Source organism: Granulicatella sp. zg-ZJ, from assembly GCF_010892355.1.
Taxonomy (GTDB): Bacteria; Bacillota; Bacilli; order Lactobacillales; family Aerococcaceae; genus WM01.
Map to the genome: position 1 here is coordinate 1 of NZ_WNJY01000027.1, position 25,180 is coordinate 25,180.

General features: G+C 33.4%; 23 protein-coding genes, 1 other RNA gene and 1 other annotated feature. Of the genes, 3 read left to right on the forward strand and 21 right to left on the reverse strand.

Features of this window, described 5'->3' with window-relative positions; genetic code table 11:
- Nucleotides 1-518: transposase (locus GMA11_RS07580; protein ID WP_205422918.1), on the forward strand; the 518-nt coding region annotated here is incomplete at its 5' end.
- A 74-nt stretch (nt 519-592) separates the two neighbouring features.
- Here the strand turns inward: GMA11_RS07580 and pepF are convergent.
- Together pepF and topA are read right to left on the reverse strand one after the other, a co-directional pair.
- Entirely contained in the window at nt 593-2,386 is a 1,794-nt protein-coding gene (gene pepF, locus GMA11_RS07585) for an oligoendopeptidase F (RefSeq protein WP_163546568.1), read from the reverse strand.
- Nucleotides 2,387-2,498: 112 nt separating this feature from the next.
- Nucleotides 2,499-4,571, reverse strand: a complete 2,073-nt coding sequence (gene topA, locus GMA11_RS07590; RefSeq protein WP_163546569.1) for a type I DNA topoisomerase — start codon at nt 4,569-4,571, stop codon at nt 2,499-2,501.
- A gap of 189 nt (nt 4,572-4,760) precedes the next feature.
- Here topA and ssrS point away from each other — a divergent pair.
- Nucleotides 4,761-4,951: non-coding RNA, 6S RNA (gene ssrS, locus GMA11_RS07595), on the forward strand.
- A 71-nt stretch (nt 4,952-5,022) separates the two neighbouring features.
- A complete protein-coding gene (locus GMA11_RS07600; protein ID WP_163546570.1) occupies nt 5,023-5,490 on the forward strand; it encodes an arginine repressor in 468 nt (155 codons plus the stop codon).
- 77 nt (nt 5,491-5,567) lie between these two features.
- Here the strand turns inward: GMA11_RS07600 and arcC are convergent, their stop codons facing one another.
- The 19 genes from arcC to GMA11_RS07695 form a co-directional block, all read right to left on the reverse strand.
- Complete coding sequence (arcC, locus tag GMA11_RS07605; RefSeq protein WP_163546571.1) at nt 5,568-6,512, reverse strand: carbamate kinase; 945 nt, start codon at nt 6,510-6,512, stop codon at nt 5,568-5,570.
- A gap of 23 nt (nt 6,513-6,535) precedes the next feature.
- Complete coding sequence (locus GMA11_RS07610; RefSeq protein ID WP_163546572.1) at nt 6,536-7,873, reverse strand: dipeptidase; 1,338 nt, start codon at nt 7,871-7,873, stop codon at nt 6,536-6,538.
- Nucleotides 7,874-7,890: 17 nt separating this feature from the next.
- Nucleotides 7,891-9,420: a YfcC family protein gene (locus GMA11_RS07615; RefSeq protein ID WP_163546573.1), complete on the reverse strand. Its 1,530-nt coding sequence runs from the start codon at nt 9,418-9,420 to the stop codon at nt 7,891-7,893.
- A gap of 86 nt (nt 9,421-9,506) precedes the next feature.
- Nucleotides 9,507-10,520, reverse strand: coding sequence for an ornithine carbamoyltransferase (gene argF, locus GMA11_RS07620; RefSeq protein ID WP_163546574.1), 1,014 nt, complete (start codon nt 10,518-10,520; stop codon nt 9,507-9,509).
- A 27-nt stretch (nt 10,521-10,547) separates the two neighbouring features.
- Nucleotides 10,548-11,780 (reverse strand): arginine deiminase, encoded by a 1,233-nt coding sequence (gene arcA, locus GMA11_RS07625; RefSeq protein WP_163546575.1) that lies wholly within the window; start codon nt 11,778-11,780, stop codon nt 10,548-10,550.
- A gap of 521 nt (nt 11,781-12,301) precedes the next feature.
- Nucleotides 12,302-12,982: a Crp/Fnr family transcriptional regulator gene (locus tag GMA11_RS07630; RefSeq protein WP_163546576.1), complete on the reverse strand. Its 681-nt coding sequence runs from the start codon at nt 12,980-12,982 to the stop codon at nt 12,302-12,304.
- Nucleotides 12,983-13,016: 34 nt separating this feature from the next.
- On the reverse strand, nt 13,017-14,210 hold the full coding sequence (locus tag GMA11_RS07635) for an acetate/propionate family kinase (protein WP_163546577.1): 1,194 nt from the start codon (nt 14,208-14,210) through the stop codon (nt 13,017-13,019).
- 65 nt (nt 14,211-14,275) lie between these two features.
- Entirely contained in the window at nt 14,276-15,274 is a 999-nt protein-coding gene (locus GMA11_RS07640; RefSeq protein ID WP_163546578.1) for a class I SAM-dependent methyltransferase, read from the reverse strand.
- A 60-nt stretch (nt 15,275-15,334) separates the two neighbouring features.
- A complete protein-coding gene (gene rpmA, locus GMA11_RS07645; protein WP_163546579.1) occupies nt 15,335-15,622 on the reverse strand; it encodes a 50S ribosomal protein L27 in 288 nt (95 codons plus the stop codon).
- A gap of 30 nt (nt 15,623-15,652) precedes the next feature.
- Nucleotides 15,653-15,982: a ribosomal-processing cysteine protease Prp gene (locus GMA11_RS07650; RefSeq protein ID WP_163546580.1), complete on the reverse strand. Its 330-nt coding sequence runs from the start codon at nt 15,980-15,982 to the stop codon at nt 15,653-15,655.
- A 14-nt stretch (nt 15,983-15,996) separates the two neighbouring features.
- Entirely contained in the window at nt 15,997-16,305 is a 309-nt protein-coding gene (gene rplU, locus GMA11_RS07655) for a 50S ribosomal protein L21 (protein ID WP_163546581.1), read from the reverse strand.
- Between the two features lie 15 nt (nt 16,306-16,320).
- Nucleotides 16,321-16,393: a sequence feature (ribosomal protein L21 leader region), on the reverse strand.
- A gap of 72 nt (nt 16,394-16,465) precedes the next feature.
- The gene (locus GMA11_RS07660; protein ID WP_163546582.1) at nt 16,466-16,966 is read right to left on the reverse strand and encodes an N-acetyltransferase; all 501 of its coding nucleotides are present in this window, start codon (nt 16,964-16,966) and stop codon (nt 16,466-16,468) included.
- A 1-nt stretch (nt 16,967) separates the two neighbouring features.
- On the reverse strand, nt 16,968-17,732 hold the full coding sequence (locus GMA11_RS07665; RefSeq protein ID WP_163546583.1) for an inositol monophosphatase family protein: 765 nt from the start codon (nt 17,730-17,732) through the stop codon (nt 16,968-16,970).
- A gap of 1 nt (nt 17,733) precedes the next feature.
- Entirely contained in the window at nt 17,734-18,009 is a 276-nt protein-coding gene (locus tag GMA11_RS07670; RefSeq protein ID WP_163546584.1) for a UPF0223 family protein, read from the reverse strand.
- Nucleotides 18,010-18,290: 281 nt separating this feature from the next.
- Nucleotides 18,291-19,082, reverse strand: a complete 792-nt coding sequence (locus GMA11_RS07675; RefSeq protein ID WP_163546585.1) for a hypothetical protein — start codon at nt 19,080-19,082, stop codon at nt 18,291-18,293.
- Nucleotides 19,083-19,116: 34 nt separating this feature from the next.
- Nucleotides 19,117-19,839, reverse strand: a complete 723-nt coding sequence (locus tag GMA11_RS07680) for a hypothetical protein (protein ID WP_163546586.1) — start codon at nt 19,837-19,839, stop codon at nt 19,117-19,119.
- A gap of 12 nt (nt 19,840-19,851) precedes the next feature.
- Nucleotides 19,852-20,241 carry a hypothetical protein gene (locus GMA11_RS07685; protein ID WP_163546587.1) on the reverse strand — a complete coding sequence of 130 codons (390 nt, stop codon included), beginning with the start codon at nt 20,239-20,241 and terminating at the stop codon, nt 19,852-19,854.
- 136 nt (nt 20,242-20,377) lie between these two features.
- On the reverse strand, nt 20,378-24,385 hold the full coding sequence (locus tag GMA11_RS09525) for a SpaA isopeptide-forming pilin-related protein (RefSeq protein ID WP_163546588.1): 4,008 nt from the start codon (nt 24,383-24,385) through the stop codon (nt 20,378-20,380).
- A 219-nt stretch (nt 24,386-24,604) separates the two neighbouring features.
- Nucleotides 24,605-25,180, reverse strand: a 576-nt coding sequence (locus tag GMA11_RS07695) for a transposase (RefSeq protein ID WP_205422862.1), incomplete at its 5' end; no start/stop codon positions are given.

Here is a 25,180-nt window from a genome sequence, read left to right on the forward strand (position 1 = left end):
GGTATAGACGTTTTCATCGCAATCCTGACCATAAGTTTTTTCGATATGATTCATCTAGAGATTGTTTTACGGATACACGTACGGGAGAAATTTACACCTACAGAAACATTGATAGACAAGGATATAAGCAGTATCGTATAAGCGATAACAGTAATAAACGGATACTACGTCGAGCGATAGATGCTGATGTATACGATAGATGTCGTGAACGTCGATTATCTACGTTTGGGAAAGCACTATATAAACGACGGAAAGAAACGATTGAGCGTAGCTTTGCAGACTCTAAACAAAATCATGGGTATCGGTTTGCACAATATAGAGGAGTAGCCAAGATGCAGCAGTACACTTGGTTATCTTGTGCTGCCCAAAACATGAAAAAAATGGCAATCCTACTCACGAGAGATAGCCATTTTTTGAGATATTATTCTTCATTTAGTATTTTAAAATTCAAAATCCAACATATTTTTCAATCTTTAAAAAATATGTTGGATTTTTTATCGTTATTGTCAACAATCTGAAATTAAAAACCTCGCAAAGAGATAATCTCTTTGCGAGGTTTTTAATTTCTATATTCAATGAATAACCGTTTTGATTAACCTAATAATTGTTCTAATTCTTCTAAACGTTGTTCAAAAACAGCAAGTGCTTCTTCAATATATGTTGATTGTGTCATATCAACGCCTGCGTGTTTCATAACATCAATTGGATACGCACTTTCTCCTGCTTTTAAGAAGTAGAAGTATTGATCAATGTATTCTTGATTACCTGTTAAAATACGTGCCGCTAAAGCTGATGCAGCAGAAAATCCTGTTGCGTATTGGAATACATAATAATTGTAATAAAAATGTGGGATTCTTGCCCATTCTAATGCAATTTTGTCATCTTGTTCAACGACTGCATAATATTTAGCATTTAGTTCAGCATAAGCTTGTGTTAAAAATTCATGTGTTAAAGGTACACCTGCTGCATCTTGTTCGTGCATGAAATGCTCAAACTCAGCAAATTGAGTTTGACGGAAAACAGTTCCTTTCACACCGTCTAAATAATGATTGATTACATATTGACGTACACGTGGGTCTGTTTCTGTTTTTAACAAATATTCTGTCAATAAGTTTTCATTTGTCGTTGATGCAATCTCTGCTAAGAAAATTGGATATTTTCCGTATGTATGATTTTGTGCTTGGTGTGTAAAATAACTATGCATGCTATGACCTAACTCATGGACTAATGTATAAAGTTGGTCGATAGAATCACGCCAGTTCATTAAAATATATGGTGCTGTGTCATATGAACCTGAAGAATAAGCACCTGTACGTTTGCCCTCATTTTCAATCCAGTCAATCCATCTTTCATCAAAAGCACGTTCTAATACAGAAAGATATTCTTCGCCTAATGGTGCTAATGCTTTTAATGTTGTTTCTTTCGCTTGTTCAATTGTATATTTTACGTCAACATCTTCTACTAGTGGTGTATACACATCATACATATTTAATGTTTCTAAACCTAATACTTTTTTACGTAAATTTAAATATCTTTGGAAAATCGGTAATTTATCATTAACGACTTTCACTAATGTGTCATACACTTCCTCAGGAACAAAATTACTTGATAATGCTTCTTGACGTGCTGATTTATAGCCACGAATACGTGCATTATAATTATGTCCTTTAACCGTTGTGCTTAATGTTGAAGCCAATGTATTTTTTACACTACCAAATGTTGTGAACATCATATTATACGCTTCTTGACGTAAAGCACGATTATTTGATTCTAATAATTGTGCATATAATCCATTTGTTAAGCGTTGTTTTGTGCCGTCTTCTGTTGTTACTTCACCATGTTTCAAATCGGCATTCATCAGTTGTGCTGCAATATCTCCTGATGCTTCCATCACTTCTGAAGAACCTGCAAGTAACGCTTCTTCTTTTTCAGATAATGTATACGCACGTTTACTTGTTAAACGTTCAAAGAAATGACGATACGTTGCCAATGTACTATTTGAACCAAAGTAGCTTTCTAATGTTTCTTCTGGTATTTCTAGAAGTTCTGGTGTAAAAGGTGCTGTTGCTTCAGCAAATTTTACATATACACCGTATGTTTTAGCAAACATTGCTTGATACTTACCATTAGCTGTATCTTGGTCTGCTTTTAAATGTGCATAAATATATGCTACTTCAATACGACGCTCAAATTTTTCAACCGTCTGCAAAGCATTCAATAATGACTCTGCGCTGCTGCCTAATGTACCTTTTAATGCTTTAATTGCATCTAAGTCCTGTTCTAGTGCAGCAACTTCTTTTTCTTGTTCTTCATCTGATTTAAAAATAAGGGTTAAATCCCACGTTAACGCTTCTTCTATTTCATGTCTTTTTACTTGTTCTGCCATGATATCACTCCAATCTAAATATAAAAAATTATATCATACTTATGCTACCGTATCAAAAGATTGCATTTTTCTACATACAAATACCCCGACAGATACATCTGTCGGAGTATGCTTATTTTTGTACTTCTTCTTTATAGTCACAATGACTACATACAATTTGTTTACCACCACGTACTTTTTTCTCAATGAGATAGGCGTTGTCTTTCGGACAATTTCTACCAACTGGTTTATCCCACGATACAAAATCACATTCTGGATAACATGAGCATCCATAAAAAATTTTATTTTTCTTTGATTTTCGTTCCAGTATTTCACCTTTTTGACATTGTGGACACGACACATCAATTTTTTTAACGATAGCTTGTGTATATCGACAATCTGGAAAATTACTACACGCATAGAACTTCCCAAATTTTCCGATTTTAATCACCATTGGACTACTACATTCTGGGCAGTCAAACCCAGCGGGTTCATCTTTAATATCAATTTTTTCAATATCTGTTTCGGCTTTTTCTAAATAAAGACTAAATGGTTTATAGAATAAATCTATAACCTCTTGCCACACACGTTTTCCTTCTTCAATATCATCTAAATCCGCTTCCATTTCTGCTGTAAAATGGACATCAACAATATTAGGGAAAAATGTCGTTATCAATGTATTGACAATACCACCTAATTCAGTAGGTTCAAAACGTTTTGACACAAGTTTTACATAATAGCGACGTTGAATGGTATCTAAAGTTGGTGCATATGTTGATGGGCGTCCCACACCATTTTCTTCTAATACTTTAATTAGTGTTGCTTCTGAATAACGTGCAGGTGGTTGTGTAAAATGTTGCGTCGGTTCAATATCTTTGCTTAGCACCACATCTCCAACAACTAATTCTGGTAATGTGAGTTGTTTCTCTGATTTTTTATCATCAGATGATTCTTCATACACTTTTAAAAAACCTGGAAACTTCACAACAGATCCATTCGCTTTAAATTGCACTTGGTTTTGCATTAACGTTGCTTGGACGGTGTCATACACAGCTTGTGACATTTGACTAGCCACAAATCTTGCCCAAATTAGCGCATATAATTTAAATTGTTCTTTTGTTAAATATTTTTCCAAACTCTCCGGTGTACGAAAAACACTGGTTGGACGAATTGCTTCGTGAGCATCTTGAGCTGCTTTACTATTTTTAGACGTCGCTTTCCCTACATATGCTTGCCCGTGGGTTTGAGTAATAAAATCAATCGCCTCTGTTTTGGCAACATCAGAAATACGTGTAGAGTCAGTACGCATATATGTAATCAACCCTACTGTCCCAGTACGACCAATAGACACTCCCTCATAAAGTTGTTGTGCTATCGCCATTGTTCGTCCAGTTCTAAAATTTAATTTGCGCACAGCCTCTTGCTGTAAACTACTCGTTGTGAATGGTAACGCAGGCTGTCTTTTTCTTTCTTTTTTCACAACATCCGTTACTTGATAATCTCTACTTGTTAGTTTCTTTTGAATATCTTCTACATCTTCTTTTGTTTTCAACTCTACTTTTTTACCATTTACACCATAAAATTGCGCTGAAAATACTTTTTTATCTTTTATAAATGCTCCAACAATTTGCCAATACTCTTTTGGCACAAACTCTTGAATATCTTTTTCTCTATCAATGATTAGTTTTAGAGCAACAGATTGGACACGTCCTGCACTTAATCCTTTTTTCACTTTCTTCCAAAGGATTGGTGAAATCGTGTATCCAACAAGTCTATCTAAGACACGTCTTGCTTGTTGTGCATCGACTAAACTCATATCAATCGGTCTAGGATCTTTAAATGCTAATTTAACAGCATCTTTTGTAATCTCATTAAACACAACACGAATATTATCTTTTGGATTTAACCCTAATAAATAAGATAAATGCCACGCAATAGCCTCTCCCTCTCTATCCGGGTCAGATGCTAAGTAAACCTTCTCTGCCTTATCCGCATATTTTTTTAATTCTTTAATTAAATCTCCCTTACCACGAATCGAAATATAGTATGGCTCATAATTGTTGTCAATATCGACACCCATCTTACTTTTAGGTAAATCTCTTAAATGACCTTTACTTGCCACTACTTTGTATTGTTTACCTAAATATTTTTCGATTGTTTTCGCTTTTGCTGGGGATTCTACTATAACAAGATTTTTGTATGCCATATATCCTCCTCAATTCTCTTCATGTACATTCTTTTTGTGTATACTTCATTTATAACGTCAAAGTCGTCTTTCATCTTATGCCATTCTTTTTATATTGTCAACGGAAAATGCATCAGACACTCTCATTTTTCTGTAAGCATTTACAGAAAAAGGTTGATTTTTTGTTATTTTTTGCTATAATAAGAGCATAGATTTCTGAGATGTACGTCATATTTCTAATGTGTTGACCTTACATATTTTTATTGATTTAGGGATCCTTTAGATACATGTGATAACAAGCCCTTTCACTTGGTAGTTAAATAACATTTACTTTGGAGCCCACCTGTTTTTAAGCAGGTTCAAGACAAAGAAATATATCAAACGGCATCACCGGATGTCTTTCAAGGGCGTTTGCCCTTGTTTTTTTAAATAAAAAATTAGAACTACATTATTGGATTTGGAGTGTATGATTATGAACAAAAAAGAAATTCGACATCAACTTATTCGTTCGCTTGTATTAGAAAACAGAATCAGTACACAAGTAGAATTACAACAAGCTTTACGTGATCACGGTATTAAAGTAACACAAGCAACTCTATCCCGTGATATTAAAGATTTAAACTTAGTAAAAATTTCTTCTGATGAAGATTCCCAATATGTCATACATAGCTTTACAAAAATCAAATGGGAAGAGCGTCTACGTTTCCATATGGAAGACGCACTTATCAATATTTTGCCAGTTCAACATCAAGTTGTCATTAAAACGATGCCTGGTGTTGCACAATCTTTTGGTGCCATTTTAGATGGCATTATGTTCCCCGAAGCGATTGCTACAATTTGTGGAGATGATACATGCCTTATCATTTGCAAAGACAATGAGCATGCTCTTCTTTGCTTCGATCGTCTAAAACAATACGCTCCACCTCACTTTTTTGAGTAACCAATCCAATAGTTCTATTGTAAAAAATAAAATCTTGATAAAGACATCTGCGATGTCTTTATCAAGATTTTTGTATATTAGTCAGGAACAACTACCGTTCCACCTGTTCCAGATACGACTGCTTCAATATTTTCTAATGAAGAAATAACCGCTTTTCCTTTAGGGAAGCTTTTTACAAAAGACATTGTTGCTTCCACTTTAGGTAACATACTACCTGGAGCAAATTGATTTTGAGTAATATATTCTTCTAATTCATTTAATGTCACTTCTTCAAGTTTACGTTGATCTGGTTTATTAAAGTTCACGTATACATTATCTACACCTGTTAACACAATAAACAAATCAGCTTCAATATCTGCTGCTAAACGTTGGCTTGCAAAATCTTTATCAATAACAGCTTCTACACCTTCTAATTGACCATTTGCACGTTCCACAACTGGAATACCTCCACCACCAACAGCAACAACAATTACATCATCTTTAACTAATTTTTTGATGACCTCAATTTCATGAATGCGTACAGGTTTTGGAGAAGCAACAACTTTACGGTATCCACGACCTGAATCTTCTTTATAAGTGTCGCCTGTTTCTTGTGCTGCAACTTTTGCTTCTTCTTCTGTTAAAAATGGTCCAATTGGTTTTGTTAAGTTTACAAATGCTTCATCTTTTTCATCTACGACAACTTGTGTCACAACAGATACAACTGGACGATTAATATTTTTTTCTTTTAAAATATTGCCCATTGCATTTTGTAACCAATAACCAATGCTACCTTCTGTCATCCCAACACATGTGTCTAATGGCAGTGCTGGATTTTTTTCAGAATGTGCAGCAGCTTGTTGTAACAATAAATTACCAACTTGTGGTCCATTTCCGTGCGTGATAACTAAACGATGACCTTCTTCAATCAATCTTACTAAATATTTAGATGTTTTTACTAGTGCTTCTTGTTGTGCTTTTGCCGATGCATCCGTTGATAAAATGGCATTGCCTCCTAAAGCAACTACAATTGTTTTACCCATATTATAATAGCCTCCTAATATCTTTATTCATGACACGCTAAACGATAAATAGCTTCAGCGTATATATCCATTGCGCGATAAATATCTGTTAATAATGTGCGCTCATTTTCTTGATGTTCTGTTTGAACAGTCGTTGGGAAAGAAGCTCCAAATGCCACACAATTTTTCATAGTACGTGCAAATGTTGCACCTCCAGATGATTTTGCTGGTGTCATATCACCTGTTTTTTCTTGGTAAACAGACATTAAAGTTTTGACTAATACACTGTCTAACGGTACATATAAAGCATTTAAGAAATCATATTGCTCATATATTAAATGATACATAGACGCTTTTTCTTTTAAACGTTCTACTAAAAAGTCAACATCGGCTAAAACTGGTATACGCATATCAATTCTGATTTCTGAATTTTTTGGTGTAATTGTTAAACCAGCAACATTAACTGTTAATGAACCACTTGGTTCATCTTTAATTTCTCCAAATAACTGACTTCCTGTGGCATCTTCTCCAATAGCTTCTGTTAAAAATGCCAGTGCATCATGAGAGATTTCATCATTCAATACTTTAGCTAAGCGAATAATCGCATTGATACCTTTTGGAGCATCTTTTGAATGTTTCGATACTCCAAGTACCGTAATACTTGTATCATCTTGACTATATTCATAGCCGTATGCATCAAGTTTTTCTTTGACACTTTGTAAATATATTCCACTATACAATGCTTTTGCAGGTACCACATTAAAAGCTTCTCCTAAGTGACAGTTAAAGTCTTGACTACCTTTTCCATGTAATTTCACTTGTAATAGACCTTTTTCAGCAAATGTTAACGGAAAAGATGAATCAGGAGCGAATCCCATTGTGGCACTCTCTTCTTTTTCGTTATATCTATTCAAGCAACGCCACAATGTTTCTTCATCTGTCCCAAAAATGAAACGTACACGTTTCGTAAACGTAACACCTGCATCAATAAGTGCTTTTAAAGCAAATAGAGCAGCCATAGAAGGTCCTTTATCATCTTGAACCCCTCGTCCATAAATCGTATCACCGTTGATAACTGCTTCAAATGGATTTGTCTGCCATTTACTTAGATCACCTGCAGGAACAACATCTAAGTGACATAAAACAGCTAAGCACTCTTGCCCTTGTCCGATTTCAGCGTAGCCATAATAACCTTTTGGATCTATATACGTGCGCATACCAAGTGATGCCGTAATGTCTAATGTTTTTTCTAAAACATCCTGAATAGCTTGCCCAAATGGTGTTTCATTTTCTCCTTCGTTTAAAACAGATGGATAACTTACGAGTGTTTTAATCGCATCAATACATGCTTTTTGATGTGTTTCTGTCACAAAGTTTTTCATGTTGTTTCTCCTTTACTTTAAATCATTGTTCCCAATATTAACAATAATATACTAACAACGACCACAATGACGATAAATTTACTTATAAATTTTATCCAAGTGCCTAAATCAATACGTCCTATTGCTAATGCTCCCATCACAATTCCAGATGTTGGTGCTAATAAGTTTAACACACCACTAGCAGATTGGAAAGCAGTGACCACTAATGAAGCAGGAACTTTGGCAAATTCGCCTAAAGGCGCCATGATACCTATAGTCGCTCCGGCTAATCCAGAAGATGACGGAATTAAAAATGACATTGGTAAATAGAAAATATATGTCAACACGATAAAGACTTGTGAAGAAAATCCACTTAAAAATCCTTCTGCTGAATGTAAGATTGTCGCAGAAATTTGACCGTCATTCATAATAATTTGAATACCACGAGCTACTGCACAAATCAAAGCAACACTTAATAAATCAGCTGCTCCATTCATAAAAGCTTTAATAAAGCGTTGTTCTCCCATACCAGATACAATACCGACTAGAACACCCATGAAAACAAACAACATCGTTACTTCTGGGAAATACCATTCACCTAATTCTAATGAATGTCCAAATATTTGCCCAACACCTGGGATATTTTGAATACCATTATTGATATCAACGAATAAATTGATACCGAATTTTGTCCATGGAATCAAACTTAGTATCATAATAATAAATGTCGCAACAAACACGCCCAATACATATTTTTGACGTTTTGTTAATGATTGTTGCTCTACTGATTCTCCAACTTTAAAGAATGCTAAATCATCTTCACGTTGTTTAAAGACATATGATTTTGTTGGATCTTTTTCAATTTTACTTGCATAACGATAAACGAACAGGATACCTAACGCTAATAAAACGAAGAAGAATATTAAACGTAACACAATACCATCAGCCACGCTAATATTAGCTGCATCAGAAGCAACACCTGTTGCAAACGGATTTACTGTTGAGGCTAAACATCCTATTTGTGACCCCACTAAAATAATTGCTACGGCTGTAATTGTATCAAATCCAACAGCTAACATAACTGGAATAAGTAGAGGATAAAACGCCATTGTTTCTTCCCCCATACCATAAGTTGTACCGCCTAAAGCAAATAAAAACATCAATATTGGAATAAGTAATTTTTCTCGTCCTTTGAATTTTTTAACAATTGAGGCAATCCCTACGTCTAATGCTCCTGTTTCTGTTACAACACCTAAAAAAGCACCAACCATAATAATAAAGAACGCTACTTTAATCGCTCCGTCTGTATGAATGGTATATTCTTTATCTGTTCCTTCATTGACAACAGTATCTTTTCCTAGCATGGCATTTACTGGTGCCATTAACACATCATAAGCACCTTGAGGTGTATTTTCTACTTTTTCGTATGTACCAGACATTACATTACCGTCAGCATCTGATTGATAACGACCTGCTGGAATAAACCATGTTAAAATAGCCATCAATGAAATAATAATCATTAAAACTGTATAAGAAGACGGCATTTTGAATCGTTTTTCTTTACTCATTTTATATCCCTCCCTAATCAAAAAATCGTTCTGGTTCTGATTTAAACTCAAAACCAGAACGATTTTGTTCCATTTACGATAAAAGATTAAACTTTATTCACAAATAAATTTCCTGCTGTTAATGCCATAATTGCTTTGATTGAGTGCATACGGTTTTCAGCTTGATCAAATTGACGAGCATATTTACTTCTAAATGCTTCATCTGTAATTTCCATTTCTTTTACACCAAATTCTTCAGCAATTTTTTTACCATATTCTGTTTCTGTATCATGGAATGCAGGTAAGCAATGTAAAATGATTAAATCTTCGTTATTTGCTTTACGTACTAAATCCATATTTACTTGATATGGTTGTAATAAAGCAACACGTTCTGCAAATTTATCTTCTTCTCCCATAGATACCCATACGTCTGTGTATAATACATCAGCGCCTTTTACAGCTTCATCTGCATTATCCGTAATTAACACATGTGCTCCGCTTTCTGTTGCGTATTTTTGTGCTAATGTAACGATTTCTTGCTCAGGGAATAATTCTTTTGGTGAGAAAATATGTATATTCACACCTAAAAGAGCACCTGTTACCAATAAACTATTGGCAACATTGTTACGACCATCTCCACAATAAACTAATGTTAATCCTTCAAGTTTACCGAAGTTTTCTTTAACTGTTAAATAGTCGGCAATCATTTGTGTTGGATGCCATGCATCTGTCAAACCATTCCATACTGGAACACCTGCATATTTTGCTAAATCTTCCACTACTTCTTGACTAAAACCACGGAATTCAATACCGTCAAACATACGACCTAACACTTTAGCTGTATCTTCAACTGATTCTTTTTTCCCTAATTGAATATCATTTTTACCTAAATATTCAGGATGTGCACCTAAGTCAATGGCAGCTGTTGTAAAAGCAGCACGTGTACGTGTAGATGTTTTTTCAAATAATAGAGCAATATTTTTTCCTTCTAAAAATTTATGTGGTACACCACGTTTTTTCAAATCTTTAACGTGTGCAGAAAAATCAATTAAATACTCTAATTCAGCACGTGTAAAATCTTTCTCTTTTAAAAAACTTCTTCCTTGAAATACTTGTGTCATTATATACTACCTCTTTCTTCTATTATATTAAATATCTTCACGAACTAATGGCATAGACATGCAACGAGGGCCCCCACGACCACGAACTAATTCACTTCCACGAATACGTAATAAACGAATGCCATATTCTTCTAATTTTTGGTTTGTCACTGTATTGCGATCATATACAACAACAACACCTGGAGCGATTGTTAATGTATTTGATCCATCATTCCATTGTTCACGTCCTGCTGCTACAAAATTACCTGCACCACAACGGATCAATGTTACTTTTTCAACACCTAGATTAACTGCTAAAATATGTTCTAAAGAGTCATGCTCTTCAACAATATGTAATCCACCTTGTCCGTCAGGTGTTACAGAAAAGACACGTAAATCTCCTTCAATTTCTGGATGAATAGTAAATTTATCGTAATCAATCATTGTAAACACTGTGTCTAAATGCATGAATTTACGATTATTTGCAAATTCAAACGCTAAAACTTTTTTAAATCCTAAATTATTATCAAATACATTTTTCATCAATTTTTCAATAGATGCTGCATCTGTTCTTTGAGAAATACCTACAGCTAATACATCTTTTGATAAAACTAATTCATCGCCACCTTCGATACGTGTTGTTTCTTCACGATTGTAAACAAGTGGTACTTGTGCATCTTTATATTCTGGATGATATTTGAAAATATATTTTGCATATAATGTTTCACGATTACGTGTTTCTGAGTACATGTGATTTAAAGAAACCCCATGTCCCATCGTCGCAAATGGATCACGTGTAAAATATAAGTTTGGCATTGGATCAATCGCAAATGGATAATCAGATTCAACTAAATCTGTCAAACCTTTATCTTTAATTTCTGGTAATTCACTTTTTTGTACTCCTGCCATTGTTTTTTCCACTAAAGTTTTATTATCTTCAATATTCAATAATAATTCGCGAATTGCTTCTTTTGTTTTTGCCCCTCTAATATTTGCTTCATTTAAATATTCATCAATAAACTGCTCACGAATTTCTGGTGTTGTAAGTGATTGAGCTGCTAAATCTTCTAAATAAACAACTTCGACACCTTCTGAGCGAAGAACGTCAGCAAATGCATCATGTTCTTTTTGAGCATCTTCTAAAAATGGAATATCATCAAAAAGTAATCTTTCTAAATAGTCTGGCATCAAATTTTCCAATTCTTTACCTGGTCTATGTAACATAACTTTTTTTAATTTTCCAATCTCTGAATATACGTGAATTGGTCTTTCATTTGTCATTGTTTTCTCCTCCTATTTGATTAAATCTGTTCTGTGGTTCAACCATGCTCCACTTCACACTCATATCATAGCCTTTTTTTATAGCGCTTTCTCGAATAATTTCTCAAATAATTTGCCAAGAATTTCTCATTTTTTAATCGTTTTTCCGTTTTATTCAAGAGGTATACAAAAATATGAAAGTTTATACATTATCATTTCTTTACGGAATAAATATTTTTCAATATAAAATTTGACTTTTTACTTAAATATCATTTATTCCAAAAATAAAATTATGCAAGAAATTGTATAAAATATTCTTGTTTTGTCACTTTTGTGCATAAAAAATTTTTTGATACTAGTATTGACGAAGAAAAATATCGATGCCATTTGTGTAATGTTCATAATATCTTTCAAACAAAGTTCATCATTCACAATATATACTATCCATAATAAAAAGGTGTTGGTAGCTTCCGAAAGGAAGCCACCAACACCAAAGATTATAAAATTAAAAAGAAGTACCTTTCAGCACTTCTTTTTAACTGCTAATATAAATTTTCTAAAAATACATTTCGATTCATATAAGTTAAACGCTTATGAGAGTAAGTAATAATATTTTTTCGCTTCAGGCGTTTCATGACTTGGCTTACAGTTTCCCGTGTCGTTCCACTTAATTTTGCCAATTCTAAAATAGTAATTGGAAACGGTAGAACACTTTCTTCGCCGCACACATCAAATAATAAAACAGCCAATGATTGTATCACTCTATCTGTTGCACTAGAGTTAATCATATTACGCAAACGCAATTCATGCAGTCTTAAAATTTGTGATAGCTTGCTACATAAAAATGCCATTTGTTCTGTTGATTTTAAACTAAATGTTTCAAATAACTCTCGAGGAATATAAAAACATTCTAAATCCGTAATTGCAACTGCCGTATAGTGATACTCTTCATCTTGAAAAACTCCCCCATAGGGAAACAAAGCTTCCGGTTTTACAAAATCTACATATAAATAGTTATCCGATGCATCATACTGCTCTATTCGTACGTAACCTGAATAAATTAGAAAAAACTTATCTCGTGTATCCCCAGTAAAAAATAAAATTTGATCTTTTGGAATACGACGATATTGAATGAATTTAGATAACTCATCAAACTGTTCTTGCCTAATATTTTTGAACGCTACATGTTCGCGAATAAACCTATACTGATCTTTCGTAATCATAGAAAATCCCCTCATTTATCTAAACTTATTTAAATTATTTTTTTAAACGTTCTACATCACGGGCAATTTCCACTTCTTCATCAGTTGGAATATTAAGTACTTTTACTTTCGCATTTGGTGTTGATACAACTTTTTCTTGTCCACGTAATGCATTTGCTTCTGGATCGATATCACAACCAAACCATGTTAATCCACCAATAACATCACGTCTTACTTCTGCTGAATTTTCTCCGATACCGGCTGTAAAGACAATAGCATCAACACCATTCATAGCTGCAATATAAGCCCCAATGTATTTTTGAATACGGTAAATAAACACTTCATATGTTGTTTTAGCATGTTCATTACCTTCTGCTGCTGCAGCTTCTACATCACGCATATCACTTGATACAGTTGATAAACCTAGTAAACCAGATTTTTTATTAGCTACATCAATAAATTCATTAACACTTGTCATACCTTCTTTTTCCATTAAGAATGGGATAAGAGATGCGTCAAAATCTCCTGCACGTGTTCCCATTGTAATACCCGCTAATGGTGTGAAGCCCATTGATGTATCAACAGATTTTCCACCGTTAACAGCTGTAATAGAACCGCCATTTCCTAAATGACATGTGATAATTTTTGTATCTTTAATATCTTTACCTAACATTGCTGCTGCACGTCTTGATACATAATTATGGCTTGTTCCATGTGCACCATAACGACGAGCACCATATTTTTCATAATATTCAATTGGCAAGCTATACAAGTACGCTTTTTTAGGCATTGATGTATGGAATGATGTATCAAATACCGCAACGCTTGTAATATGTGGTAATAATTTTTTGAAAGCACGAATGCCGGCAACTTCTGCTGGTTGGTGTAATGGTGCATATTCTGTTAAACTTTCAATTTGTTCAATAACTTTATCATCAATCAGAGCTGAATCTTTAAAGATTTCTCCACCAGCAACAACACGATGGCCAACTCCTGTAATTTCTTCATATTTTTCAACAATTTTTAATTCTAATAATGTATCTAATAACATTTGAACAGCTTGGTCGTGATTGTGAATATCTAAAACAAGTTTATGTTTTTCTCCATCTCCATAACTTACTGTAAATATTGAGTCTTTTAATCCAATTCTTTCTACTAAACCTTTTGCTAATACTGTTTCTTCAGGCATTTGAAATAATTGAAATTTCAAACTTGAACTACCTGCATTGATTGCAATTGTTTTTGACATGTTTTTTCTCCTTTATATCATTAAATTTTCTGAAATATTATACCACAAATTTGCAGATGTTTAAACTATTTTGCGAACGCTTCCGCCCATTCTCCAAATTTACTTAAGAAGTCTTGTACTTTCTCAATTTGTTTTAAAGGGGGAATTTCTCCGATAAGTACTTCATCTGCTTTTGTCGCTGTATCACCCTTTTTTTGAACAAGTAAAATAGCTTTCCTAGCAGAAGATTGTTTAAACATGGTTGCTGGTAAAAGTAAAAAGCCTTGCATATAATAATCGGTCGTTAATAACTGTAACAAATGGTGGCCTTGTGGTGTTTCAAAAACATTACTTGGTACAATAAAAATTCCCCAACCATTTTCTTCTAATAATTGCATACCATGTTCAATCAACACATGGTGTGCATACGTATGTTCATTACTCACACTTACTTTAAACATTTTAGCAATATCATCATGTGGATAATAACCAATAGGTAAATCAGAGACAATCATATTTGGTTTATCTACCAATAAAGGTTGGACGCTATCTTGATGCATAATTTTTGTATCATGTCCTTGAAGTTGCATAGACATAGCTAAAATACTCACTAATAACTCATCAACTTCAATAGCCGTTGATTCAATATGTTCATCTCCGAAATGATTTAATAAAGCACTTAATAAATTTCCTGTCCCAGCTGTAATATCCAATAATCGTATCGGCTTTTTGCTTAATGTATTCATAAAATACCCAATCAAAAATGCAATACTATCCGGTGTTATTTGATGATTTGATTGAATATTATCCTTTTGAATAGCTTGTAATAAAGCAAGTTGAATGGCTTTTCTTTTTTCTTCTTTTGTATATGCATTTAAATCAATCAATTGATATAACTGATTTAATGTTTGAATCGTTTCTTGACTTGGCAATCCATCTACTTGTTGAGCTTTTTGTTCAAACACTAAATTTTGTAATGTTTCAGCTAGCCCTTCTAAATAAGCTGTTTCTAAATCTGAAGATAATAATTGTGCAGATTGATTAAGAACATCATATAGTGATAATACATGATCTTTATCCGTCATGATTAACACATCCTTCCTTAAAAAAAGGCTGAAACGTTACCGCTTCAACCTCTAATTTCATTATTTAGCAGCTACTGGATAAACAGAAACTTGCTTTTTGTCACGTCCTAAACGCTCAAAACGTACGATACCTTCTACTTTTGCAAATAGTGTATCATCTCCACCACGGCCTACATTTAAACCTGGATGAATTTTTGTACCACGTTGACGATATAAAATTGCTCCACCTAATACGTGTTGACCGTCTGCACGTTTAGCACCTAAACGTTTCGCTTGTGAGTCACGTCCGTTAGAAGTAGAACCTCCACCTTTTTTGTGGGCGAATAATTGTAAATTCATTTTCAACATTTGGCTGCACCTCCTCGTTGGTTTCTTTCATCATTGAAATTGAACAAAATCAGGATATTCTTTACTAATCTCGCAAAGTCCTAAATAGAGATTTTCTAATAAAGTTTGCGTAATATAGTGTTGGTCGTTTGTTAAATCATCCAAAACTTCAACATACATATATCCACCAAATTCTTCTTCTATATCAATAATCGGCTGATATTTAGCAATGTGTTCAATGCCATTGCACGTTGTAATAGCTAAGGCTGATACGGCCGCACAGACAATGTCTTCTCCATGTTCGGCAAATTGTGCATGCCCCGTTATTTCAAACGATACCCATTTGTTTTTTTCGTTCTTTTTAAAGATAATCTGAATCATCTTGTCACCTGTTATTATGCGTTAATTGCATTGATAACAACTTTTGTATATGGTTGACGGTGACCTTGTTTACGGTGTGTATCTTTTCTACGTTTGTATTTAAACGTTACAACTTTCTTTTGACGTCCTTGTTTTTCAACAGTTCCTTCAACAGTTGCTCCTGATACGAATGGAGCACCAACTTTAACTGTTTCTCCACCTACGAAAACAACTTCATCAAAGACAACTTTTTCGCCAGCTTCTACGTTTAATTTTTCAACGTAAATTGCTTGACCTACTTCAACTTTGACTTGTTTACCACCTGTTTTGATAATTGCGTACATATTTGCACCTCCTTATTGTTCACTTAGACTCGCCAATGTACGTGCCTTTCGGTCTTTATAACGCTACATCGTGCGGTTGTAGCTGGTGTGCATACAACAGTGTTATTCTAACAAATTATGATGAGAAAAGCAAGAAAAACATTTGAGTATTTCTGTGTTACTAATTATGTTTTTTGTCAATTACTTTTTGATAGGCTAATCGAGGTGTTTGATCATCAACAAAAATAATCCCACATTTTACATACGCTCTTTTTTCTAATAAATGTTGCATAATACGGTTATCTTCATGCGTATCAATACGAATATTATCAATTTGTGTTTCACAGTAATCTAAAATGTCGTTCAATACACCTTTTCGCTGTCCACTACTGGCAACACGGTGAATAACACCATAAGGCTCATCATTCAACCAGTTTCCATGATAAATAGCTCGATAGTATATATCTGGTTCAATCATAAAAGCAAATACTCCACAAATCACATCTTTTTCAACAAGCAAAAAACATCTTTTTTGTCGAATGTCTTCTTTTATTGCATCAATCGGTGGGCGATTATCTTTCCATTGATTTGGATTACCCGATTTTTTCATTTGTTCTCTTGCATAGGCATAGATGTTTAAAATTTGTGGTAATTGTTCCACTTTAGCGTGTACGATTTTCATATCAACATCCTTTTACCATATTTATTAGTTCTTGATGTATCGTACCTGACGATGCAATAATTGGTGTTTTTTGTAGTATATTCAAATCTGTTCCTGCTGGCTGTGTGCATTTACCGCCAAGTTCTTTAATCATCATAGCACCTGCTGCAAAATCCCAAGAAGGTAAAGCACATGATATATATGCTCCATATTTCCCTGTTATCACGCGGATAAATGATTGGGACGAACAGCCTATCACACGTACTGATAACGCCTTTTTCATTATCTCTTGATAAACAGGTATATCTAACGCACTTGAGGATATGCTAATCACGGCATCTTTTAATAATCCACAATCTAAGGGTTGTAATTTTTCTTCATTACAGTACACACCTTGCCCTGCTATCATGTGATACAAATGACTTTTAGCAACATCATATATGTATGCCAACGTTCCTTGTCCATTGATGTATAAAGAAATCGTAATGCCATAATTTTCTTTTTCTTTCACATAATTTAATGTACCGTCAATGGGGTCAATAATCCACACATATCCATTCATGGACGTAATATGTGTATCATCTTCTTCTCCTAAAATATGATGCGTTGGATAATGTTTATAAATATACGCTATAAAAGATTCTTGAATGGCTTTATCTATATTTGTGACTAAATCTGATGCCGATGTTTTTGTATCAACAGTAAGTCCGTCCTCTAAACCCTTTTTCGCCATTTCACCAGCTTGTTTTATCCACGCCTTTATTTCTTGGTGTAATTGCTCTATCATTTCATTTCTCCATATATATCTTTTTAGGTGTTTCTTGTGCTTTCTTCCATACTTTATATAATGAATAGCCTGATCGTTTTTCAAAAGTGTTACCTAGTTGCTTTTCCTCACTTTTAGAAGGGACAACTTGTTTAAATGCTTGATACGCTTTTAAGAATACCTGTGTATCAACACCTTTTTCGTACGCTGATTCCACCGCATTAAACAATGTGATGACCGTTGTCATTTCCTGTTGCGTCCATGTATAGTCTATTGGATACTCATATTGTTGTGTCATATCATTCTTCCTTCATCATATTTATGTTTACTAGTTTTCATATTTATTATAGCATAAATAACCAAAATAAGAGAGAGTAAACCCATTATAAAGAAGAAAGCATTTACCTGCTTACCATAGTGAAACAAACCATTCATACGAGAAATAGCAGCTACTGTTTTGAATAAACATTCACGATGTGATATTCAGTTTAGAGATACCCTGATTCATCTTTACCCCCTACTAAAAATACCACAAGATAATATTTAATCATCTTGTGGCACACTATATTTAAATCATCTCTAATCATGATGATATGTATTGTATACTTCCTCCACAGGTAATTTTTCAATGTGATATACTTTGAACAACTGTGGTATAAATAATAAAACCAAATATAACAATAAAGAAACTCCCATATATACGGAGTATTTTATATCTCCTATATGACCGAAATAATAATCAAACAGAACTTTGAATATACTTAAAATGATTACTATCCTTCCATAAAACGTATTATCAGACGTAATTATTAGTTTGTCGTACGCATTCACCAATACTTTTTTAGAATATCCATGCCAACTTGTTACTTGCAATGTTTGTGTGGGGACTGTTACAAGTAGGGGTTTATCTCCTTTGTAAGATAATTTGTCGCCATTATCTAGAGTCAATGTATAGTTAACTGTTGGTGATTCTTTGAATATAAGTACATTTTCTTCAGTCGTTTGCACATGTTGGATTGGTGTCATAATATACATCATCTGTCTAAAGAAAAACCAAATTCCCAAAATGCCTAATATGACAAACCAATTTGCTCTTAAATCTCGAATCTGGATACCCGCAGCAACAAGAAAATAACACGCCACTGTATATTTTTGTGAAATAAAAAGTGTATCTGTTTGGTCTAAAGGAGTAGCTGTCGAGCGACCAAATAGCGTCTTAACATAAATCTCTTTTGCGTCTGTTTCAATCGTTTTAGAACATTCATGTGGTGCTATTGTTGCAATTTTAGTATCTGTTTGATTATCATAAATATGGCATGATATATGATTTAATTCAAATACTTTTTGTTTTATAACGGTAATTGTACTCATTTATATACCTCCTTTTTACTTTTTAAAAAATTTTTTATTTCACTTTAGATAGTTTAAACCCATATAAAAAGGCGAGTGGCAATGATAATAAAAAGCCAATAAAAAATAATGGATTGATATATGATAAGAATATAAATGTAAGTGGTACATAAGATAATGCTGAGCGTTGTAAAATAAACACGTCTCCTTTTATTGCCTGAACAGCTCTACAACGAGAAAGAATATGTCGAATATGTATTACGACACTTTCCATGTCAGATATATAAAATACATTATGATTGGCTAGTAAAACACCAATTTTTTCTTTATTACCATATATATTAAAAGTTGTATAAGGGTTAGATGTTGAAATTAAAATAGAGTCTTTTTCTTCAGTTTTGTAAGTATTACCTGCATAAGTTAATTCATAATTTTCAAAATAATTTATGACTAATATAAATAACATAAACAGGATACCATATCCTTTGGAGAATTTTTTTGAAATCACATAAATAGCATAAATAGCAGCAAATAATACAAACAATAATCTATTCTGATATGATAAAAAGAGTATATCTCCATTTTCAATAGAACATTTTCTTCCTCTTCCTAATATCGATGCAACATAAACACTATTTGCATTTGTTTCGAATACTAATTCTGTTTGACGTTTATGAATGGTCGCAATTTTTTTCTTTGTTTCACTGTCATAAACATGACAAGATAGTGCTCTTAACCAAAAACTCATATCATCTTTTTTAATAATCACTTTGTTCATCGTTTCTTCCTCCTAATCTATTCTTTTTAATAAATAATAATGGCAGTATATAAACAAGATAGTGAATAACATCACTAAAAAAGCAATACCATAAATCCACCATTCTTTTATAAATAACTGCATGAATAAAAGAAATACTCCTTCAAGAAGTCCATACATAGCATACAACCCCATCACTTTTGAAACATGCAAATGCATATCCTTTTGAACTTGAATACGATTACTTCGTCCATAAAAAGAGCGAATACTAATTATCTCTACATCGTCCTCTAATGCAATCTCTTGTTCATCTTTTAAGCTTTTCAAACACTTAATACGTTGCTTTTTATTTTCATCATAGATACTATAAAAATAACTTTCTTTAGGTATCGTTTTATCGACTGTTAATTTAATATTTTTCATCATTACACACCTTTTTCCTTATCATGATTATACTACTAAAAAACAGCTTTTTAAAGCGTTTTCCAAGAAATCATACTTTAGTTGTATCTCCTATCAAAAATTGTGCTGATGAGAAAAACTCATCAGCACAATTTTACTATTTTCTCTGTTTATGATATAACCAAAAACAGCTCATCATTAAACTAATGCCTACTAATAAGAATACTTCTGTTCCAATAAAGCTACCTGTTTTTGGAAATTCGCCAACTTTAACATTTTTGATACGAATATTCACAATATTTTCCTGTTCGTTCTTATCAATAAGGACAATATCTTTATATTTTTCAGATACAATAATATTTCCCGTTTCAGAAAGTGTTATTGGAATTGCTTCAGATAATATTTGATACTCATTTGGTGCAATTTCTTCATGAATATAGTAAGTTCCCTTACCAAATCCCCTATTTTGATTATCAAATTCAAATTCTCCAGTTGTCAGCGTAGCAATTTGTCCATTATAAACACTAGCTTGTTTATCCGCACTTTGTTTTATTGAAAAACGTGCATTTGGTAATAAAGCATTCGTCGCCGCATCTATTTTTATCAATTTTATGTGATATGTTTGTTCATCATTTTTATCAATAATCGTCAATCCTTGCGTATCACTTTGATTTTCAAAAACGTGACTATCCGATTTTTTTAGATGTGCCGTACCGTCCTCTGCAATTAGTACAGGGTATTTTTTATCGTTTAACTGATAACCAACTGGAGCAATGACTTCTTGAAGATAATACATACCTGGTTTTAATGAATGAAATTGCACATGTCCTTGTTCATCGGTCGTTTTATCAATACCAATTTGTGTAATTTGATCCTCCTTATACAATCTAAATGTTGCCCCTTGCAATAATTGATGTTCATTTTGTGTATTTTTCTTTATAACATCAAAATGATAAAGCTGTTTACTATTTTTTATATGTAATTCAAGATTTAATTGATGATTGGTTAAATTAGCATATACAGCATTATGTTCACTTGTTTGTTGAATTGTCCCATCAGTTTGTACCGTAAAAGTAATTGGTTTAGATAATAAAGTGTAGCCAGTAGGTTGTGTCACCTCAGTTAATGTATATTCTCCAGGAGATAAATGTGTAAATACCATAGTGCTTGCCGAGAACATCTCCCCTTGTCTAACACGATATGTCTCTGTTTGATTGGCTAATTCAAAAACAGCACCAGATAAAAGTTGATTGGTTAAACTATCTTTTTTGACAACTGTCAATGTTGTGTCTTTAGAATTTGGAGAACGTCTATTGATAATTTCTTGAAGATGTTCACTTGTATAAGTATGCCCATCAACAGTCGTATTTCCTTGATCATCAACCATTAATGCATGTTCTGTATCATCTCTTTCAAATCCATTTGGTGCTTTTATTTCTTTAAAAAAATAGGGAATATTTGGATATAAATTGTCAAAAGTCACCAGTCCATTTGTTTTATCTGACGTATATGTTCCTAATGTGTTTTTTCTTTTTTCTCCAGAGGGTAATATTTCTTCGTCATATAAAAGAAATGTAGCCGTCTTATTTATCATCGGTTGTGTATATCCGTCTATTTCTTCAACCTTTTTAAACGAATAAGAAAAGACATTTGGATAAAAAATATGTCCCTCTTTATCTACAGGTTTTGACGCAGCAATAATTTTATAGGGTTCCGCTGTTCCTGAACGGAAGGCGGCATACGCCGAATTTAAATACATATTGTATTGAGGATTTGGCATTTTTCTTGTTTTAACACGTGCTACAACAGCTTTTGTCCCTAAATTTTTCTTTATAAAAAATGCAATTTGATAATTATTTTTTATCGTTTGTACATGACCGTTATCATCATAAAAACTTGTGACTGTTAAATCTTGGTTCCCTTTACCTAATAAATCCCTCTTAGCAGCAGGACCAAATTCAATTTCTAATTCCGGTGTATCAGGTTCTCGATTAGGAAATAATGCTTTTTTTGTACTTCCCACATAGCCACCTGGTGCAGAATCTGCTATAAAGACTTGTACATCTTTTTCTAAACTAGACGCATCATTCCCATGGTATAGGGGAATGTCTTTATTTAATACCTCCCAAAAACGACGTTGGTTTTGTCTATGTAGATTTGAATCTCTATTCCAACCAGCCGAATTAAACACAAGTTCCCAAACAATATAATCAGCTCCCTCTTCAACAATACCTTTTCCAATTTGAGGAGAAACATTGGCTGATACTGTATCATCATAGTGAACAAGCGTTCTATTTTTTAATTGAGAATGGCATAACGTTGAAGAAAAAGTATTTGTCGTCTCAAATACTAATGGACCTTCCCATTTATTCGCATTCCCTTGACGTAAATCCCCTGTTGTTGTCGGTTGAATACCACCAAAGTAATACTCTCTATCTTGTTTCGGTTTTCCCCCATTCACAGAAGAAATATTTTCTTTATTTTCATGAGCTCCTTGTAATTCAAAATAACCCAAATAATCGACAGGAGAAACACCATTTTCTGTGACAACGAATTTAAACTCTCTATCCGCTACATGATAAATTTCAATGGCTCCTTTTTTGTCACCAATATCTAGTCGTTCATACACTTTAGATGCATCAGGTGTATGCCCAAAAAAGATAGTTTCTGGTAAAGTCACGGAAAACGAATCTCCCGCATGAACATGTGCAGGTACTTTAAAATCAAACCTCAAATTCCCACCCCAACCAGTCCAAGTTTTTGATGTAAACCAGTCGATTTCTAAGTCGTGTACTTTCGTCACACCATACATATTGCATGCCGTTTCTGTTATATTCGGAGTTTCTTGATTCTCTTCTTTATTGGCAAAATAATAGTGCAATGTATTATTTTCAACACCATAATAAGAAAGATAATACCCATCAGGTACATTTTCATTCACCTTATAAAGATGCCGATGACGTCTACCTGATGTATCTACATCAAATTTATCAATATTTTCTAAAACATATTCCGCTTCAGAGGGAGGTAAGATTACATGTTCAAAAAGATTATTATTTTTAAGAATGTCATAACTCGTTTCAACGGGTCTAGATTCATTTTCCCAAATTTTACGAATAGATAAATCTGTTTTTAAAGATTCCAAACTTGCATTTGGTATACAATGCTCTTCTTTTTCATTTGTAATATGTGTTATCACTTCTGTTTGAACAATCCAACCACTCGGTATGTCCGATACCGTAAAATTCGTCGTCGTTTCTTCTTCAACTCTATCTAAAACGTATGCATGTGCATCATGACTGGGTTTATAATAATAAACTTTCATACTAACCGGTTCTTGCGAGTGATCAGGCGTCATATTAAATGTTGTCGTAACCGGTACAGATTCTGTATTAAAATAAGAAGATGTCCATCGAACAGACGTTTCTGACAGATACTCTCCTCCTAATAACTGTTTATTTTCTAATAAGGAGTGTGATACAGGAGCATCTTGTCTAAGCGTTAATAAGTCTTTATCATCACCAGATAAAAAAACTCTAGAAGAGGCAGGTAAGTCAAACTGTTTATCTTGTTCTAACACTATTTTTTGACCATTATAAGTTACTTCTACACCCTTTTTCACAAGTACTGATAAATTCGTATAAAAATCAAGAGCATAGTTATCACGTATATCTAAGACTGGCGTTTCAATAATATATGTATAATTACCATTGTTAACATCCGTTGTGACTTCTTCTGTTGAATTTAATAAATCAGATGTTGTCGTATGTATAACCGTATCAGTAATATCCACACCATCTTTTTGAATAGAGGTAATAACAGGTTGCCCCAATCCTGAATCTTTTGTTGTCGTAAAATAAGTTTCTAATTTTTGGACTTGCGTCACTTGTTTTATACCCGTTAAGTGCGTTTTATACTCCCAAATAATACGAAATGTCCCATCTTCATGCCTTACAATTTCTTTTTTGATAAGTTCTGAACGTTGTTCAAGATTTTCCAGTTTTATTGGAAATGCAAACTTACCAAAATCAAAAAATCGTGTCGGTATACTTCCCCACCAATTTGTGTTATCAGAGTGCGCTACATTCACTGAATAGGCCATACTTCCAAACAACTGTGCTAAACTCCACATGATTAGAACCATTCGCTTTATTCGTTTTTTCACGTCTGAATCTCCTTTTGGCTATTGATTTTACACCCATAATCTCCCTGTATAAAAATCAATTTTTAAATATAGTATCCATTATCACTTGAGAGATGCTCTTTGTCAACTCCCCCAAAGATTTCTACTTTTTCCACTTATACAAAACGTCATTATATTTATACATAAAAAATATGGTTTTTAAATAAAAAAGGTAGTAAATAGCAAACGCTATTTACTACCTCAGACTGTTGACAATAGCGATAAAAAATCCAACGTATTTTTCCAGTTTTGAAAAATACGTTGGATTTTACATTTAAAAATGATAAATAAAGAACTATATTGTAAAAAATGGCTATCTCTCGTGAGTAGGATTGCCATTTTTTTCATGTTTTGGGCAGCACAAGATAACCAAGTGTACTGCTGCATCTTGGCTACTCCTCTATATTGTGCAAACCGATACCCATGATTTTGTTTAGAGTCTGCAAAGCTACGCTCAATCGTTTCTTTCCGTCGTTTATATAGTGCTTTCCCAAACGTAGATAATCGACGTTCACGACATCTATCGTATACATCAGCATCTATCGCTCGACGTAGTATCCGTTTATTACTGTTATCGCTTATACGATACTGCTTATATCCTTGTCTATCAATGTTTCTGTAGGTGTAAATTTCTCCCGTACGTGTATCCGTAAAACAATCTCTAGATGAATCATAGCGAAAAAACTTATGGTCAGGATTGCGATGAAAACGTCTATACCCAATCACAGAAAATATCTTTTTCTCTTCTAAAAATTTTAAAATGTCTTTTTTATAATA

What these genes read in the sequence shown, in the direction of transcription:
- pepF (WP_163546568.1), bottom strand. Translation starts at nt 2,386, where the DNA reads ATGGCAGAACAAGTAAAAAGACATGAAATAGAAGAAGCGTTAACGTGG.
- topA (WP_163546569.1), bottom strand. Translation starts at nt 4,571, where the DNA reads ATGGCATACAAAAATCTTGTTATAGTAGAATCCCCAGCAAAAGCGAAA.
- GMA11_RS07600 (WP_163546570.1), top strand. Translation starts at nt 5,023, where the DNA reads ATGAACAAAAAAGAAATTCGACATCAACTTATTCGTTCGCTTGTATTA.
- arcC (WP_163546571.1), bottom strand. Translation starts at nt 6,512, where the DNA reads ATGGGTAAAACAATTGTAGTTGCTTTAGGAGGCAATGCCATTTTATCA.
- GMA11_RS07610 (WP_163546572.1), bottom strand. Translation starts at nt 7,873, where the DNA reads ATGAAAAACTTTGTGACAGAAACACATCAAAAAGCATGTATTGATGCG.
- GMA11_RS07615 (WP_163546573.1), bottom strand. Translation starts at nt 9,420, where the DNA reads ATGAGTAAAGAAAAACGATTCAAAATGCCGTCTTCTTATACAGTTTTA.
- argF (WP_163546574.1), bottom strand. Translation starts at nt 10,520, where the DNA reads ATGACACAAGTATTTCAAGGAAGAAGTTTTTTAAAAGAGAAAGATTTT.
- arcA (WP_163546575.1), bottom strand. Translation starts at nt 11,780, where the DNA reads ATGACAAATGAAAGACCAATTCACGTATATTCAGAGATTGGAAAATTA.
- GMA11_RS07630 (WP_163546576.1), bottom strand. Translation starts at nt 12,982, where the DNA reads ATGATTACGAAAGATCAGTATAGGTTTATTCGCGAACATGTAGCGTTC.
- GMA11_RS07635 (WP_163546577.1), bottom strand. Translation starts at nt 14,210, where the DNA reads ATGTCAAAAACAATTGCAATCAATGCAGGTAGTTCAAGTTTGAAATTT.
- GMA11_RS07640 (WP_163546578.1), bottom strand. Translation starts at nt 15,274, where the DNA reads ATGACGGATAAAGATCATGTATTATCACTATATGATGTTCTTAATCAA.
- rpmA (WP_163546579.1), bottom strand. Translation starts at nt 15,622, where the DNA reads ATGTTGAAAATGAATTTACAATTATTCGCCCACAAAAAAGGTGGAGGT.
- GMA11_RS07650 (WP_163546580.1), bottom strand. Translation starts at nt 15,982, where the DNA reads ATGATTCAGATTATCTTTAAAAAGAACGAAAAAAACAAATGGGTATCG.
- rplU (WP_163546581.1), bottom strand. Translation starts at nt 16,305, where the DNA reads ATGTACGCAATTATCAAAACAGGTGGTAAACAAGTCAAAGTTGAAGTA.
- GMA11_RS07660 (WP_163546582.1), bottom strand. Translation starts at nt 16,966, where the DNA reads ATGAAAATCGTACACGCTAAAGTGGAACAATTACCACAAATTTTAAAC.
- GMA11_RS07665 (WP_163546583.1), bottom strand. Translation starts at nt 17,732, where the DNA reads ATGATAGAGCAATTACACCAAGAAATAAAGGCGTGGATAAAACAAGCT.
- GMA11_RS07670 (WP_163546584.1), bottom strand. Translation starts at nt 18,009, where the DNA reads ATGACACAACAATATGAGTATCCAATAGACTATACATGGACGCAACAG.
- GMA11_RS07675 (WP_163546585.1), bottom strand. Translation starts at nt 19,082, where the DNA reads ATGAGTACAATTACCGTTATAAAACAAAAAGTATTTGAATTAAATCAT.
- GMA11_RS07680 (WP_163546586.1), bottom strand. Translation starts at nt 19,839, where the DNA reads ATGAACAAAGTGATTATTAAAAAAGATGATATGAGTTTTTGGTTAAGA.
- GMA11_RS07685 (WP_163546587.1), bottom strand. Translation starts at nt 20,241, where the DNA reads ATGAAAAATATTAAATTAACAGTCGATAAAACGATACCTAAAGAAAGT.